We start from the raw sequence: 14,835 nt of genomic DNA, 5'->3' as shown, positions 1-14,835 counted from the left end.
TCGTGTCAGGCATGCTGGAAAGCCGCGTCTCTTGCTGCTATGCGCACGGTAAGACAGCCATGTGGGGAGATGCCGATGTTTTCCAATTCCTTTCCGGACAAAAACGTGATGGCGGGGCTGATGGCCCGCATGCTGTGGGAGATCAAGGCGGTGCATTTCCGCCCGGAAGAACCCTATAAGCTCGCCTCCGGCATGGCCTCCCCGGTCTACATGGATTGCCGCAAGCTGCTTTCCTATCCGCGCATCCGCTCGGCCATCATGGATTTCGCCGCCGCCACCATCACCCGTGATGCCGGTTTCGAGCGCTTCGACGTGATCGCCGGCGGGGAGACGGCGGGCATTCCCTTCGCCGCGCTGCTGGCCGACCGCCTCGGCCTGCCGATGGTCTACGTGCGCAAGAAGCCGAAGGGCCATGGCCGCAATGCGCAGATCGAGGGCGTAATGCCGGAGGGTGCCCGCGTGCTGGTCATCGAGGACCTCGTCACCGTCGGCGGTTCGATGTTCACCTTCATCGACGCGATCCGCGCGGCCGGCGGCGTGGTGGATCACGGCATGGCACTGTTCTACTACGGCATCTTCCAGGAAGCGGAAGCCCGATATGCCAATGGCGGCGTCAAGCTGCACCATATCGGCACCTGGCGTGACGTGCTGGCCGTCGCGCGCGAGGAAAAGCTTTTCGACGATGCGACGCTCGCTTCCGTCGCCGCCTTCTTCGATGCGCCGCTCGTCTGGTCGGCCGCCCATGGCGGCGTCGCGGAGCTGCCGACGTCTTAAAGGCGCTCGCTAAAAGGCTCTGGCGCTTTCCGCCATGATCGTTTAAATCGATTGAAAGTTCGATTGGAGGAAGTCTGATGATCCTGTGTTGTGGTGAAGCGCTGATCGACATGCTCCCGCGCACGTCGACGCTCGGCGAGGATGCCTATGCCCCCTATGCCGGCGGGGCGATCTTCAACACGGCGATTGCGCTCGGCCGCCTCGGCGTGCCAACGGGCTTCTTCACCGGCCTTTCCGACGACATGATGGGCGATATCCTGCGCGGCACGCTGAAGGAAAGCGGCGTGGACTACAGCTATTGCGCAACGCTGTCGCGCCCGACCACCGTCGCCTTCGTCAAGCTCGTCGACGGCCACGCGACCTACGCCTTCTACGACGAAGGCACCGCCGGCCGCATGATCACCGAGGCCGAGCTTCCCGCCCTCGGCGACGACTGCGAGGCGCTGCATTTTGGCGCGATCAGCCTGATCCCCGAGCCCTGCGGCTCCACCTACGAGGCGCTTCTGGCACGCGAACACGAAAAACGCGTCATCTCGCTCGACCCGAACATCCGTCCCGGCTTCATCAAGGACAAGGATGCCCATATGGCCCGCATCCGCCGCATGGCGGCGATGTCCGACATTGTGAAGTTCTCCGACGAGGACCTCGCCTGGTTCGGGCTCGAAGGCGACGAGGAAGCGCTCGCCCGCCACTGGCTGCACCACGGCGCGAAACTCGTCGTCGTGACGCGCGGCGCGGAAGGCGCCGTCGGCTACACCGCGAACCACAAGGTCACGGTGCCGAGCGAGCGCGTCAGCGTGGTCGACACGGTCGGCGCCGGCGATACGTTCGATGCGGGCGTGCTCGCCTCGCTGAAGATGCAGAACCTCTTGACCAAGGAGCAGGTGGCGAAGCTCGACCAGGACCAGATCGCCAAGGTGCTGGCGCTCGGCGCCAAGGCCGCGGCGGTCACCGTCTCGCGCGCCGGCGCAAACCCGCCTTGGGCAAAGGAAATCGGGCTCGCCTGAGCCGGCAGGACACAGGCCGCAACCTCTCCTCCGTCATGCTCGGGCTTGACCCGAGCATCCACGCCACAAGCGCCGCGCGTGCCGCATGGATCCTCGGGTCAAGCCCGAGGATGACGACAGAGGGTGGGGCAAGGTGGTGAAAACAGGCTGAAAGTGCCCTTTCATTTGCCTGTCATCGCAGCATGGTCAAAGGGGCCATGCTCGACCACACCGCCACAGATTCGCTTGCCGCCGCCCGGTCGAATGGCCGGGCTCCCACCATTCTCGTCGTGACGGATGCCTGGCGCCCGCAATTGAACGGCGTCGTGCACACGCTCGAAGAGCTCGCCCGCTCGATGGCGGAAGAGGGCATCGACGTCGTCTTTCTGACGCCGCAGGAATTCACCACGGTGCCGCTGCCGTCCTATCCGGAAATCCGGCTCGCCATCACCTCGAAGCGCCGCGTGCTGGCCGAGATCGAGAAGATCGCGCCCGACTATATCCACATTGCCACGGAAGGCCCGCTCGGCATGGCGGCGCGCAGCGCCTGCCTGGAGCGCCGGCTGCCCTTCACCACCGCCTATCACACGCGTTTTCCCGAATTCATCAGCGCCCGCCTGCCTATCCCGGAAAGCGTCAGCTACTGGTGGCTGCGCCGCTTCCACAATGCCGGCGACGGCATGATGGTGGCGACCAAGTCGCTCGGCGCGGAAATGGCGGCGCGCGGCTTCGTGCGCATCAAGCGCTGGTCGCGCGGCGTCGATACGAAACTGTTCGATCCGGCAAAACGCCGCGATCTCGGCCTGCCGCGGCCGATCTTTCTCAATGTCGGCCGCGTCGCGGTGGAAAAGAACCTCCCGGCCTTCCTGAGCCTCGACCTGCCGGGCAGCAAGGTCGTCGTCGGTGACGGGCCGGACCTTGCGATGCTGCGCCAGCGGTATCCGGATGTGCATTTCCTCGGCCGCAAGACCGGCGAGGAGCTGGCGAACGTCTACGCCTCGGCCGACGTCTTCGTCTTCCCGAGCCGCACGGATACCTTTGGCAATGTGATGCTGGAAGCGCTGGCGAGCGGCGTCCCGGTCGCAGCCTTCCCGGTCACCGCCCCGAAGGACGTTCTCGGCGAAGGCGGCGCGCTGTCGGAGAACCTGCGGGAAGCGGCTCTTGCTGCGCTCGACATCCCGAAGGACGTCGCCCGTGGCCGCGCCATGACCTATAGCTGGAGCGCCTGCGCGCGCGAATTCCTCGGAAACCTCACCCGCGTGCCGCGCGGTGCTTTCGCGGCACGCCGTCTCAGCCTTCGCTCCTGACGAGCGTTAGCTCGCGGCCTTCAGCAGGGCCGCAACAAGGCCGGCCGTCGACGAATCGTGGCCTTCCGCGCTCTCCTTGCCCTCGATGACCGGCAGCAGGCCCGTCGCCAGCTCCTTGCCGAGCTCCACGCCCCACTGGTCGAACGAGTTGATGTTGAACAGCGCGCCTTCCACGAAGACGCGGTGCTCGTAGAGCGCGATCAGCCGGCCGAGCGCAAAGGGCGTCAGGCTGTCATAGACCATGGTGATCGACGGGCGGTTGCCGGAGAACACGCGGTGCGGCGCGATCTTGTCCGCCTTCGCCTCGTCCATGCCCTTGGAGGTGAGCTGCGCCTTGGCCTCCTCAAGCGTGCGGCCTTTCATCAGGGCTTCCGACTGCGCCAGGCAATTGGCGATGAGCAGTTGGTGCTGGTGGCGCAGGTCCTTCTCGTGGCCGTTCGCCGTGATCATGAATTCGGCCGGAATGACCGTCGTGCCCTGGTGGATGAGCTGGTAGAAGGCGTGCTGGCCATTGGTGCCGGGCTCGCCCCAGACGACCGGGCCGGTCTGGCCCTCGACCGGCGTCGAATCCATCGTCACGGACTTGCCGTTCGATTCCATGTCGAGCTGCTGGAGATAGGCCGGGAAACGCGACAGGCGCTGGTCATAGGGCAGGATGGCGCGCGACGGATAACCGAGCACGTTGCGATGATAATAGCCGATGAGGCCGAGCAGCATCGGGATGTTTTCGCGGAACGGCGCCTCGCGGAAATGATTGTCTATGGCATGGCCGCCAGCCAGGAACTCGGCAAAGTTTTCCTTGCCGATCGCGATCATCAGCGGCAGGCCGATCGCCGACCAGATGGAATAGCGCCCGCCGACCCAGTCCCAGAAGCCGAAAACGCGTGTTTCGTCGATGCCGAAGGCCGAAACCTTGTCGAGTGCCGTGGAGACCGCGCAGAAATGGCTGCCGACGGCGGCATCGCCCAGCGCATCGGCGATGAACTTGCGCGCCGTCGCCGCATTGGTCATCGTCTCGATCGTCGTAAACGTCTTCGAGGCGACGATGACGAGCGTCGTCTCGGCCTCAAGCAGCTTCAGCGTATCGGCAATATGCGCGCCGTCGATGTTGGAGACGAAATGCAGCCGCGGGCCGTCATGGAAGGGCGCGAGCGCCAGCGTCGCCATGACCGGGCCGAGGTCCGAGCCGCCGATGCCGATATTGACGACGTCGGTGATCTTCTTGCCCATCGCACCCTTCAACGCACCCGAGCGGATACCGTCGGCAAAGGCGCCCATGGCGTCGAGCACACCGTTCACATCCGGCATCACATCCTTGCCGTCAACGAGCACCGGCGTGTTGGAACGGTTGCGCAGCGCCGTATGCAGCACCGCGCGCTCTTCGGTGATGTTGATGATCGCACCGGCAAACATCGCGTCGCGCTTCGTCTCGACGCCGGCATTCCTGGCGAGTGCCTCCAGCCCGTCGAGCACGGCGTCGTTCACCGCGCATTTCGAATAGTCGAAGAGGAAGTCGCCGAGTTTGGCGTTGTAGCGGGAGAACCGCTCAGGATCGGCCGCAAAGGCGGCCCTTATGTCTGTGGCGTTGGTATCGCGAACGATGGATTTCAGCTTTTCGACAAGCGCGTTCATCGGCGTCTTCCTTGGCTTTGGACGATGCCGGTTAGCTAGTCGCTTTGGCATGCGCAAATCAAGACCGAAAACGCGGCTTGCCCGAAAAAACTAAATCGATTTAACCCAGGTCGCCGTTTAGCCGCGAAGGTCCTTGCGGAGAATCTTGCCGACATTGGATTTCGGCAGTTCGGTGCGGAACTCGATGAAGCGCGGCCGCTTGTAGTTGGTGAGGTTAGCCGCGCAATGCGCCTTCACGTCGGCTTCCGTCAGCGCCGGGTCCCGGCGCACCACGAAGAGTTTCACCGCCTCGCCGGAATGTTCGTCCGGCACGCCGATCGCCGCGCATTCGAGGATGCCGGTCAGCGACATCGCCACTTCCTCCACCTCGTTCGGGAAGACGTTGAAGCCGGAAACCAGGATCATGTCCTTCTTGCGATCGACGATCTTGGTAAAACCGTCCGCCGACATGAAGCCGATATCGCCGGAACGGAAGAAACCGTCCGGCGTCATCACCTTCGCCGTCTCGTCCGGCCGCTGCCAGTAGCCGGCCATGACCTGCGGGCCGCGAATACAGATCTCGCCGATCCCGCCGAGCGCCAGCGTGTTGCCGTCGTCGTCGCGGATCTCGATATCCGTCGAGGGCAGCGGCAGGCCGATCGTGCCGGTGAATTCCGGCTTGTCGAAGCGGTTGGCGGTGGCGACCGGCGAGGTTTCCGAAAGCCCGTAGCCCTCCGTGATGGCGCATCCCGTCATCGCCTGCCAGCGTTCGGCGACCGGCCGCTGCACCGCCATGCCGCCGCCGAGCGTCAGCACCAGTTCGGAGAGGTCGAGCTTGGAGAAATCCGGATTGTTCATCAGCGCGTTGAACAGCGTGTTGAGGCCGGGAAAGATGTGGACACGGTACTTCGACAGTTCCTTGACGAAGGCCGGGATGTCGCGCGGATTGGCGATCAGCACGTTATGGCCGCCGAGCGCGATGCCCATCAGCCCGTTCACCGTCAGCGCGAAGATATGGTAGAGCGGCAGCGCGCAGATGAAGACGAGCTGGTCCGGCCGCGCCTTCACCCGGAAGGTCGGCTCGATCCACAGCTTGATCTGCTCCATGTTGGAGAGCAGGTTGGCATGGGTCAGCGTCGCGCCCTTGGAAATGCCCGTCGTGCCGCCGGTATATTGCAGGAAGGCCGTATCGCCGGGGGCGACGCTGACCGGCTTCAGCGCGCCGCGCGCACCCTCCGCCATGACCTGCCTGAAGGGAATATGCCCCGGCAGCGACCAGGCCGGCACCAGCTTCTTCACCCGGCGCACGACGAAATTGACGATCAGCCCCTTGAGCCCCAGCATGTCGCCCATCGTGGTGACGACCACATGCTTCACCGCCGTGCGCGAAACGACCTGCGCCACCGTGCTTGCGAAATTCTCCAGCACGAACAGCGCCTTGGCGCCCGCATCCTTCAGCTGGTGTTCGAGCTCGCGCGGCGTGTAGAGTGGATTGACGTTGACGACGACGAGGCCGGCGCGCAGGATGCCGAAGATGATCACGGGGTTCTGCAGGATGTTCGGCATCATGACCGCCACGCGGTCGCCCTTTTCCAGCCCCTGCGCCTGCAGCCAGACGGCGATCTTTGCCGATGCCGCTTCGAAATCCTTGAAGCTCAGCGTCTTGCCCATGCTGGTAAAGGCGGGACGATCAGCATAGCGGGCGCAGCAGCTTTCGACGAGGGCACCGATCGACGCATGGCCGAGCGGCGCGATCTCGCCCGCCATGCCCTCCGGATAGGAGGCAAGCCAGAAACGGCCGGTCGGTTGCGTGGAAGTGTCCTGGACTGTGGCCGACATGCATGCTCCTCCTCTTGCGCGCGGGCATCATCCGTCCCGCCGGCACCGAAGGTTCCTCCAACCATCCGATGCGGACAAGATGATGCTTTTGGCGGGCGCCATCAAGGGCTATCGCTAGCTTACATTGACGTAAACGTCAACAATCGGTCGGCGCAACGTCACACAGCTTTTTTACAAGGCGGGTAATTGCGGCGGGCTGCGGCGTCTCATCGCGCCCCGGCCCTAAAAACCGCGTATATGTTTAACATTCTTCTAGTAGACCTTATCTAGATGGTCCGGCCGCTTGCCGGCCTCATGGGAGTGGACGAGTTTGCTGCATTCGGAACATCGCAAAAGTGAGCCCCGGTTTCTCGGCGCGGCGCGCCCGAGCAGCGTCGCGCTCATATCCCCGATCTCGGCGGCGCGCTGGCTCCTCGTCCTCATCGTCTTCGCCGGCATCTATTTCTTCCATGGCTTCGTCGTGCCGGTGCTGGCTGCCCTCGTCATCGCCTTTGCTAGTTGGCCGCTCTATGCGCGCCTGCTCGCGCAGGTGGGCGGCAATCGCACGCTGGCCGCCTCCATCGCCATTCTGCTGATCCTCGCCTTCATCGTCGGGCCGATCATGATCGCGTCGACCTATGCCTTCCACGAGATCCGCGACTGGATCGGCTGGGCGGTGGAGACGAACCGCACCGGGGCCGTGACGCCGGACTGGATCCGCGCGCTGCCGGTCATCGGCGGCTGGCTCGACATGCAATGGACGCGCTTCCTCGATCATCCGGGCGCGATCGGCGAACTGACGCAGATCGTCAGCGGCGCCAATATCGGCAATATCTACCGGGTGGCGCTCGCCGCCGGCGGCAAGGCTTTCGGCCTGCTGCTCGCCATGCTCTTCATGCTGATCGCGCTGTTCTTCATCTATCGCGACGGCCAATCCTTCGCCGGCCAGGTCGATCGCCTCGGCGAGCGCATCCTGCCGATGCGCTGGGAGCGCATTTCGCGCATCGTGCCGGCGACGATCAGCTCCACGGTGACCGGCATGACGCTGATCGCCATCGGCGAAGGCATCGTGCTCGGCGTCGCCTACTGGATCGCCGGCGTGCCGTCCGCCGTCACGCTCGGCGTGATCACCGGCATCATGGCGCTCTTCCCCGGTGGCGCGCCGCTCTCCTTCACCCTCGTCTCGGTCTATCTCGTCTCCAGCGGCTCGCCCGTTGCCGGCCTCGCGCTCTTCATCTGGGGCTCGGTGGAACTCTTCATCGTCGACAAGACGCTGCGCCCCCGCCTCGTCGGCGGCCCGATAAAGCTGCCCTTCCTGCCCACCTTCTTCGGCCTCATCGGCGGCGTGAAGACCATGGGTTTCCTCGGGCTCTTCATCGGTCCGGTCCTCATGGCGCTCCTCGTCGCCATCTGGCGCGAATGGATCCGCGAAGTGGACGCCGCCGAAGCGCCGCCGTCGCCGATCATCCTCGACCCGACAACCGAGGCCGCCACGCGCATCGAGCAGGAGCGCAATGTCGGCTGAGCCGGCTACATAGAGCAGATTGCGCGCGCGAAGCCCCTGCATCCGCTTGCAAATTTCACGGCCGCAACCATAGTCTCCGCTTGCGCGTCTTGCGCAGTTTCTTGGGGGACTAAAACATGACATCCGTTCAGCGGACAGGGCTCGCCGCCCTCGTCCTGGCGACTGTTTTCGCCACATCCACCACATCGGCGCTCGCCTGGGGCTGCATCGCCGTGTCCGAAGAGGGCAGCTACGGCTACAGCTACAGCTACGACAACGAAGGGTCTGCCCGGGAAAAGGCACTGACCGAATGCGCCAACCGCACAACGGAAGAATCCGTCTGCGAAATCACCGAATGCGACGAAAGCGAATAAGCAAGAGGAGCCCGCCCCATGGGCGGGCTCCGGCACCGCATCGCAATCCGTCGCCTGCCATGCGCGAATATGGTAGCCTCGAAGCATGACCAGTCTGTCCAGCGAAACATTTTTCAGCACGCTTCCAGTTTTCGTCGATTTCGCAGGCGTTGCCGATAGCCGGAACTACCGGGCTTTGCCGGCCGACTGGGCCTTGGCGACGGCCGACATCGTCGATTCCACCGGTACGATCGAGGCCGGCCGCTACAAGGCGGTCAACATGGCCGGCGCCAGCGTCATCTCGGCCATCCTGAATGCGCTCGGTAACAGCGACCTTCCCTTCGTCTTCGGCGGCGATGGCGCCGTGGTCGCCGTGCCGCCGTCGGGGGTGGAGAAGGCGCGCGACGCGCTGTCGGCGGTGCAGGCCTGGGTCAGCGAGGAACTGAAGCTGACCCTGCGCGCCGCGCTTGTTCCTGTGGCGGATATCAACGCAGCCGGCCGGGAAGTCCGCATCGCGCGGTTTCAGGTTACGCCGGACCTCTCCTATGCGATGTTTGCCGGCGGCGGTTCGAGTTGGGCCGAAGCACGCATGAAGGAGGGCCTCTTCGCCGTTCCGCCAGCGCAGCCCGGCGCCCGTCCGGACCTGACCGGCCTGTCCTGCCGCTGGAACCCGATCCGGTCCCGCCACGGCGACATCGTCTCGATCATCGCGGTTCCCGTCGCACCCGGCAACCTGGAGCCGTTTCAGGCGCTGATCGTCGATATCGTCGCGCTCGCCGCCGGCGAGGAACGGGAGGGCCATCCCGTCGCGCAGGAAGGACCGCAGATCGGGCTGTCGCTGGCAGGCCTGTCGGCGGAAACGAAAACCGCGCCGAAGGACAAGCGCTTTTCGCACCGGCTGTTCATTCTGGGGCAATATTTTCTGACGGTCGCGCTCTATCGCTTTGGCATGAAGCTTGGCGGTTTCGACGCGCGGGTCTATCGGCAGGATGTCGCGCGCAATGCGGATTTCCGCAAGTTCGACGACGGCCTGAAAATGACCATCGACATCGACCCGAAAAGGCTTCGCGAGATCGAGGCACGGCTTGAGCAAGCCGCAAGCGCCGGCATCTGCCGATTCGGCCTGCATCGCCAGGACTCAGCGTTGATGACCTGCATCGTGCCGACCGCGCTCAAGCGCGACCACATGCATTTCATCGACGGCGCTGCCGGCGGCTACGCCATGGCCGCCACCCGCCTGAAGAAACAGATCTCCGCCACGCCGCATGAGGCAGGCACGCAAGTGTGAGGCCGCATGCCCTGACGGGCGGAGGCTTGGATTGAAACTAACCAATTGAAAGTGAATGGTGCCGCTTACGTGACTCGAACACGTGACCCCGTCATTACGAATGACGTGCTCTACCAACTGAGCTAAAGCGGCCTAACCGGGTCCCGAAGTGTGTCGGGACCGGAATGGGTGCGCTGATAACCGCAATGGGAGGAGATTTCAAGCGGGGAGTTTCAACTTCCGCATTTTTCCTTGTGCAATGCAGCGCTATTGCCGGTTCACGACGCGCAGAGGCGGCCCTTCGCGGTGTGGTATTCGCGCTCCAGACGGGCGACGAGGTCCTCGACGGGAGTGACGGCCTTGATTGCGCCGATACCCTGGCCGCAGCCCCAGATGTCCTTCCAGGCTTTTGCGCCGGTCGTGGCCTTCTCGAAGTCCATCTTCGAAGGGTCGGCATCGGGCAGGTGGTCGGGGTCGAGGCCGGCGGCGAGGATGGAGGGTTTCAGGTAGTTGCCGTGGATGCCGGTGAAATAGTTGGAATAGACGATGTCGGCGGCGGCGCTTTCGACGATCGTCTGCTTGTAGGCGTCGCTGGCGCGCGCCTCGGTCGTGGCGATGAAGGGCGAGCCGATATAGGCCATGTCGGCGCCCATCGCCTGGGCGGCGAGGATCGCGCCGCCGGTGGCGACGGCGCCCGAAAGCAGCAGGGGGCCGTCGAACCATTCGCGGATCTCCTGGACCAGCGCGAAGGGCGAGAGCGGGCCGGCATGGCCACCGGCACCGGCCGCAACGGCGATGAGACCATCGGCCCCCTTGCGGATTGCCGAATTGGCGTGGCGGTTGTTGATCACGTCGTGCAGCACGATGCCGCCATAGGAATGGATCGCCGCATTCACCTCCGGCACGGCGCCGAGCGAGGAAATCACCACCGGCACCTTGTATTTCACGCACATCATCAGGTCGTGTTCCAGCCGCGTGTTGGAGCGGTGCACGATCTGGTTGACGGCGAAGGGCGCTGCTGGGCGGTCCGGGTTCTTGGCGTCATGCGCGGCGAGGCCCTCGGTGATTTCCGCCAGCCATTCGTCGAGCTGGGATTCCGGGCGCGCATTCAGCGCCGGGAAGGCGCCGATGACACCGGCCTTGCATTGTGCAAGGGTCAGCGCGGGGTGCGAGACGATGAAGAGCGGCGCGCCGACGACGGGCAGGCGCAGCTTGTCCTTGAGGATCGCGGGCAGGGCCATGGCGGAAGTCCTGTCTGTTTTGACGTTTACGAAAACGTCAAAACCATAACAGCGAGAATCCGCTCTGAAAAGGGGTGGTGACGGGCTGAGAGCTGTGGAGCGGGAGACGAGGGAATATTGGGCGGGGCTGGTTCTCTTCTTCTAAGCCGCGCAGCCGAGCACCGCACAGGCTCCCGCGCGGCGCTTATCCCCGGCGAAGCATCAGCAGTTTCTGTCGGAAGGCTTGCGCAAATTCCCCGCAAACGTTACGCAAAAACGAACGAAAGCCGGAAAGTGGAGCTCTTTCCACAGATGTGTCATGGCCGCAGCCTTTGGCGGCTCCCGTAGAAGGGTCGGATGTGAGCGGACTGGAAACGGCAATCAGAAACGCGCTGGCGCGTTCCGAACGCGCCAATGCCGAAGTTCGGGCGCGCATCTACCAGTCGGCGCGCAATGCGCTGGAAGCGGGCCTGCGCAAGCAGGAGATCAACGACCCCGAGACGATCGCCACCCAGCGCCACCGGCTGGAAGCGACCATTCACCAGATCGAGGCCGAGGAACGCGCCGAGCTGCACGCCGCCGCAGCCCATGAGGTTCGCGTCGAGCCCGTCGTGGAAGCGCGGTCGGAGCCGGTGCTGCGCGCCGAACGCGATGTGCGGCCCGAGCCGACGATCGACGCCGAGCCGCGCATGGAGGAACGCCAGCCGGCCGGCGCCAGCGATCTCGGCGCCATGCGGCCGGAGCGCGCGGACGGTTTTGCCAAGAGCAGCAAGGCCACCACATCGGCAGCCGGCGCGGCGGCAGCGAGCCAGGCCTCGGATTTCCGGCCGGAGCGCGTCGCCAAGGCGCGCCGGCGCCGCGGGCGGCTGTTCTCCTTCCTGCTGGTCGTCGCCACGCTGATCGCGGCCTTCGGCGCGCTTGCCTGGTGGGTGCAGACGAGCGGGCTGCTCGACGATCTCCAGGATGGCGATGGTTCCAATCCGCCTGCCACCGTCTCCGGCGAGGATTTTGCGGGCGAGGACCCGATCAAGAAGGCGCTGGACACGCAAAGCCGCTTCTCCGCCGATTGGCGCGCGGTCTTCGCGCCGGCCGATACGGCGAAGCTTTCCGCGGGGAGTGCCGGCCGTTTCGAGGCGGTGAGCACGAATGAAGGCCCCGCCGTGCGCGTCACCTCCACCAATCCGGATCGCGACGGCGCGGTGCTGGTCGAGGTGTCGCCGGACGTTCTCGGCGAAATGGGCGGCAAGACCTCGACGGTGGCGCTCACCGTGCAATCGGTCAGCGGCAAGCCGGTGCAGGTTTCCGTCGAATGCGATTTCGGCTCTATGGGCGGCTGTGGCCGCCATCGGTTCACGATCTCGGAACGCACCGATATCCTGTTCCAGGTGGAGTTCGAGGGCTCGCTCTCGCCGAGCGAGCCGGGTCATCTCCTGGTCAACAGCGATATCACCGGCGCGGATGCGAGCGTCAATCTCTATGCCGTCCGCATCCTGCCGGGCGAATGAGCCTTACTTGACGAAGCCGGGCCCCGATCCGACGATCTTGTCGTCGATCTCGCCGATCGCCTTCTTGTCCTTGCCCTCATAGTCGAGTGTTTTGAGGATGTGGCGGATCAGGTTGATGCGGGCGCGGCGCTTGTCGTTGGCGCGGATCACGGTCCAGGGCGCATGGTCCGTATGGGTCGCCTTCAGCATGCGGTCGCGCTTGTCCGTGTAATCGTCCCACTTGTTGAGCGCGGCGATATCCATCGGGGAGAGCTTCCAGATTTTCAGCGGATCGTGCCGGCGGTCGTGGAAGCGCTTCAGCTGCATCTCGCGGCCGATGTTCAGCCAGAACTTGAAGAGATGGATGCCCTCCGAGGTGATCATCTTTTCGAAGCGCGGCGTCTCCTTCAGGAACTTCTCGTACTGTTCCGGCGTGCAGAAACCCATGACCGGCTCGACGCCGGCGCGGTTGTACCAGGAGCGATCGAACAGCACGAATTCGCCGGCCGTCGGGAAGGTCGCGACATAGCGCTGGAAATACCACTGGCCGCGCTCGGTTTCAGTCGGCTTGGTGAGTGCGACGATGCGGGCGGAGCGCGGGTTCATGTTGGACATGGTGGCGTGGATCGCGCCGCCCTTGCCGGCGGCGTCGCGCCCCTCATAGACCGCCATGATGCGCTTGCCGGTCTTCTGCTGCCAGAACTGCACCTTGACGAGCTCGACCTGCAACGCTTCGAGCGTCTCCTCATACTCGTCGCCGTCGAATTTCTTGTCATAGGGATAGTCGTCGGAGCTGAAAGCCTTTTTATCGATCCAGTCGGGAAGCTTGGGATCGTCGATGTCGAACACCCGCTTCTTGTCGTCGATATCCAGCTCAACAGCCCGGCTTTCGGCTTCTTGCGCCATCGTGCACTCCTTCAGAAATTGCCCACGGCCAAGGCCGCTACACCAAGAGGTGGCCACAACCGGATTGCGAATTCAAGCGCGCCGTGAAAAACATGTCATGAAGCCGCGCTATCCATGGAGAATCGATGGAGGTGCGGAGGATACGATGCTTGCAAGGGAATGGGTGGCGGTGGCAGATCAGCGGACGGTCCTCGGCTGGCTGGCGATACAACTGTGGGGCGAACGCGTTCTCATTGCCTCGGCCTTTTTTGTCGGCTTCGTCATGTGGCTTGCCGGCATGCATCTCGGCTGGGTCTCCTTTGCCGTGCTGCTGCTCGTCATTGCAGGCCTGCTGCGCACCGAGCGCCGCATGGCCGATACCGCCATCCGCGCCATGGCGGCGGTCGCCGTGCCCGTGCCGGCCGCTGCCCCGCCCGTTGCGCCGGCAGAGGACCTCTCCGCCATTGCCGCCGTGCTCGGGGCGCTCGATGCGCCAGCCGTGCTCCTGTCCGGACGCGAGACCGTCAAGCTCCAGAACCGCGCCGCCGAGGCGATTTTCGGCGCGATCCCCCGCAACAGCGACCTTGCCGGCCGTATCCGCGCGCCCGGCATCCTCGACATGGTGCGCGACGCGATCGCCAGTGGCCAGCCGCGCGAGACCGAACATGCCGAGCGGTTGCCCTCCGAGACCGTCTATGTCGTGCGCATCGCCCCGCTCGCCGACCGCACGAGCGAGCCGCTCTGGCTCTTGACCTTCCGCGACGTCTCGCAGGCCCGCCGCATCGACCGCATGCGCTCCGACTTCATCGCCAATGCCAGCCACGAGCTGCGCACGCCGCTGGCGTCGCTGCGCGGTTTCATCGAGACGCTGCAAGGCCCTGCCAAGAACGACGTCAAGGCGCATGAGCGCTTCCTGGGCATCATGCACGAGCAGGCGACGCGCATGAGCCGCCTCGTCGACGACCTGCTGTCGCTCTCCCGCCTCGAACTGCGCTCCAACCTCACGCCGGACCAGACCGTCGATCTCGTGCCGCTGCTCGGCCATGTGCGTGACAGTTTGCAGCCGCTCGCCAGCGATCTCGGCATCGAGGTCGTGCTCGACCTGCCGAAACATCCCGTCATCGTGCCGGGCGACCGGGACGAACTCGTCGAGGTTTTCGAGAATCTGATCGAGAATGCCTGCAAATATGGCCAGGAGGGCAAGCGGGTGGACGTTTCGCTCACCGGCGGGGGCGAAGTGCCGGTCGAGCTCAGCGTCACCGACTACGGCCCCGGAATCCCGCCGGAACATGTGCCGCGGATTACCGAACGTTTCTATCGGGTTAACGTCGAGGCCAGCCGTTCCAAGAAAGGCACAGGCCTGGGGCTTGCCATCGTCAAGCACATCCTGACCCGCCACCGCGCACGCCTCGTCGTGAAGTCCGAGGTGGGCAAGGGCACGGTGTTTACCGTGAAGTTTTGACACAAAGAATTACGCCTTCGTCGCCTCGTTTAAAATAGCGAAGCAATTTCAGGCGTTTGGCATGTCACAAATGTTTCGTCAAACTGACATAAAAGGGAGGGCGATCGGGGTTTAGAGAAGAGCCGCCGGTCAACGGCAGAGAGCGCGAAACCTGCGCTTCCCAC

The 14,835-nt window shown here is 64.4% G+C and carries 12 protein-coding genes and 1 tRNA gene; 8 read left to right on the top strand and 5 right to left on the bottom strand.

Annotated elements, in window-relative coordinates:
• The first annotated feature begins 75 nt into the window (after positions 1-75).
• The 3 genes from AC1RWL_RS14735 (at position 76) to AC1RWL_RS14725 (ending at position 3,067) form a co-directional block, all read left to right on the top strand.
• Positions 76-774, top strand: coding sequence for an orotate phosphoribosyltransferase (locus AC1RWL_RS14735; protein ID WP_256118006.1), 699 nt, complete (start codon positions 76-78; stop codon positions 772-774).
• 77 nt (positions 775-851) lie between these two features.
• Positions 852-1,781 carry a carbohydrate kinase family protein gene (locus AC1RWL_RS14730; protein ID WP_493095124.1) on the top strand — a complete coding sequence of 310 codons (930 nt, stop codon included), beginning with the start codon at positions 852-854 and terminating at the stop codon, positions 1,779-1,781.
• Positions 1,782-1,963: 182 nt separating this feature from the next.
• A complete protein-coding gene (locus tag AC1RWL_RS14725) occupies positions 1,964-3,067 on the top strand; it encodes a glycosyltransferase family 4 protein (RefSeq protein ID WP_493158392.1) in 1,104 nt (367 codons plus the stop codon).
• 6 nt (positions 3,068-3,073) lie between these two features.
• Here AC1RWL_RS14725 and pgi read toward each other — a convergent pair whose 3' ends face one another.
• Positions 3,074-4,699 carry a glucose-6-phosphate isomerase gene (gene pgi / locus AC1RWL_RS14720; protein WP_493095122.1) on the bottom strand — a complete coding sequence of 542 codons (1,626 nt, stop codon included), beginning with the start codon at positions 4,697-4,699 and terminating at the stop codon, positions 3,074-3,076.
• A 117-nt stretch (positions 4,700-4,816) separates the two neighbouring features.
• Complete coding sequence (locus tag AC1RWL_RS14715; RefSeq protein ID WP_493095121.1) at positions 4,817-6,517, bottom strand: long-chain fatty acid--CoA ligase; 1,701 nt, start codon at positions 6,515-6,517, stop codon at positions 4,817-4,819.
• Positions 6,518-6,899: 382 nt separating this feature from the next.
• Between AC1RWL_RS14715 and AC1RWL_RS14710 the strand changes: the two genes are divergently transcribed.
• The 3 genes from AC1RWL_RS14710 (at position 6,900) to AC1RWL_RS14700 (ending at position 9,641) form a co-directional block, all read left to right on the top strand.
• Positions 6,900-8,021 carry an AI-2E family transporter gene (locus AC1RWL_RS14710; RefSeq protein WP_256118351.1) on the top strand — a complete coding sequence of 374 codons (1,122 nt, stop codon included), beginning with the start codon at positions 6,900-6,902 and terminating at the stop codon, positions 8,019-8,021.
• A 116-nt stretch (positions 8,022-8,137) separates the two neighbouring features.
• Positions 8,138-8,374, top strand: a complete 237-nt coding sequence (locus AC1RWL_RS14705) for a DUF4189 domain-containing protein (protein WP_256118001.1) — start codon at positions 8,138-8,140, stop codon at positions 8,372-8,374.
• A gap of 85 nt (positions 8,375-8,459) precedes the next feature.
• Positions 8,460-9,641: a DUF3095 domain-containing protein gene (locus AC1RWL_RS14700; RefSeq protein WP_493095120.1), complete on the top strand. Its 1,182-nt coding sequence runs from the start codon at positions 8,460-8,462 to the stop codon at positions 9,639-9,641.
• Positions 9,642-9,697: 56 nt separating this feature from the next.
• On the opposite strand, the gene AC1RWL_RS14695 is transcribed toward AC1RWL_RS14700, so the two are convergent.
• Both AC1RWL_RS14695 and AC1RWL_RS14690 read right to left on the bottom strand, forming a co-directional pair.
• A tRNA-Thr gene (locus AC1RWL_RS14695) sits at positions 9,698-9,773 on the bottom strand.
• A gap of 125 nt (positions 9,774-9,898) precedes the next feature.
• Positions 9,899-10,861, bottom strand: coding sequence for an NAD(P)H-dependent flavin oxidoreductase (locus tag AC1RWL_RS14690; RefSeq protein WP_493095119.1), 963 nt, complete (start codon positions 10,859-10,861; stop codon positions 9,899-9,901).
• 338 nt (positions 10,862-11,199) lie between these two features.
• Here AC1RWL_RS14690 and AC1RWL_RS14685 point away from each other — a divergent pair, with 338 nt between their 5' ends.
• Complete coding sequence (locus AC1RWL_RS14685) at positions 11,200-12,345, top strand: biotin transporter BioY (protein WP_493095118.1); 1,146 nt, start codon at positions 11,200-11,202, stop codon at positions 12,343-12,345.
• A 3-nt stretch (positions 12,346-12,348) separates the two neighbouring features.
• Here the strand turns inward: AC1RWL_RS14685 and ppk2 are convergent, their stop codons facing one another.
• Positions 12,349-13,230, bottom strand: a complete 882-nt coding sequence (gene ppk2, locus AC1RWL_RS14680; protein ID WP_256117991.1) for a polyphosphate kinase 2 — start codon at positions 13,228-13,230, stop codon at positions 12,349-12,351.
• A gap of 145 nt (positions 13,231-13,375) precedes the next feature.
• Between ppk2 and phoR the strand changes: the two genes are divergently transcribed.
• Complete coding sequence (gene phoR / locus AC1RWL_RS14675; protein ID WP_493095117.1) at positions 13,376-14,671, top strand: phosphate regulon sensor histidine kinase PhoR; 1,296 nt, start codon at positions 13,376-13,378, stop codon at positions 14,669-14,671.
• Positions 14,672-14,835 lie beyond the last annotated feature (164 nt).

Source organism: Shinella sp. GW821-FHT10F02 (genome assembly GCF_058809275.1).
This window is presented reverse-complemented; position numbering and strand designations above follow the sequence as displayed.

Bases quoted from the DNA above. Each gene is read 5' to 3' on its own strand.
- AC1RWL_RS14705 (WP_256118001.1), top strand. From the start codon at position 8,138: ATGACATCCGTTCAGCGGACAGGGCTCGCCGCCCTCGTCCTGGCGACT.
- AC1RWL_RS14715 (WP_493095121.1), bottom strand. From the start codon at position 6,517: ATGTCGGCCACAGTCCAGGACACTTCCACGCAACCGACCGGCCGTTTC.
- AC1RWL_RS14725 (WP_493158392.1), top strand. From the start codon at position 1,964: ATGGTCAAAGGGGCCATGCTCGACCACACCGCCACAGATTCGCTTGCC.
- ppk2 (WP_256117991.1), bottom strand. From the start codon at position 13,230: ATGGCGCAAGAAGCCGAAAGCCGGGCTGTTGAGCTGGATATCGACGAC.
- phoR (WP_493095117.1), top strand. From the start codon at position 13,376: ATGCTTGCAAGGGAATGGGTGGCGGTGGCAGATCAGCGGACGGTCCTC.
- AC1RWL_RS14730 (WP_493095124.1), top strand. From the start codon at position 852: ATGATCCTGTGTTGTGGTGAAGCGCTGATCGACATGCTCCCGCGCACG.
- AC1RWL_RS14700 (WP_493095120.1), top strand. From the start codon at position 8,460: ATGACCAGTCTGTCCAGCGAAACATTTTTCAGCACGCTTCCAGTTTTC.
- AC1RWL_RS14690 (WP_493095119.1), bottom strand. From the start codon at position 10,861: ATGGCCCTGCCCGCGATCCTCAAGGACAAGCTGCGCCTGCCCGTCGTC.
- AC1RWL_RS14735 (WP_256118006.1), top strand. From the start codon at position 76: ATGTTTTCCAATTCCTTTCCGGACAAAAACGTGATGGCGGGGCTGATG.
- pgi (WP_493095122.1), bottom strand. From the start codon at position 4,699: ATGAACGCGCTTGTCGAAAAGCTGAAATCCATCGTTCGCGATACCAAC.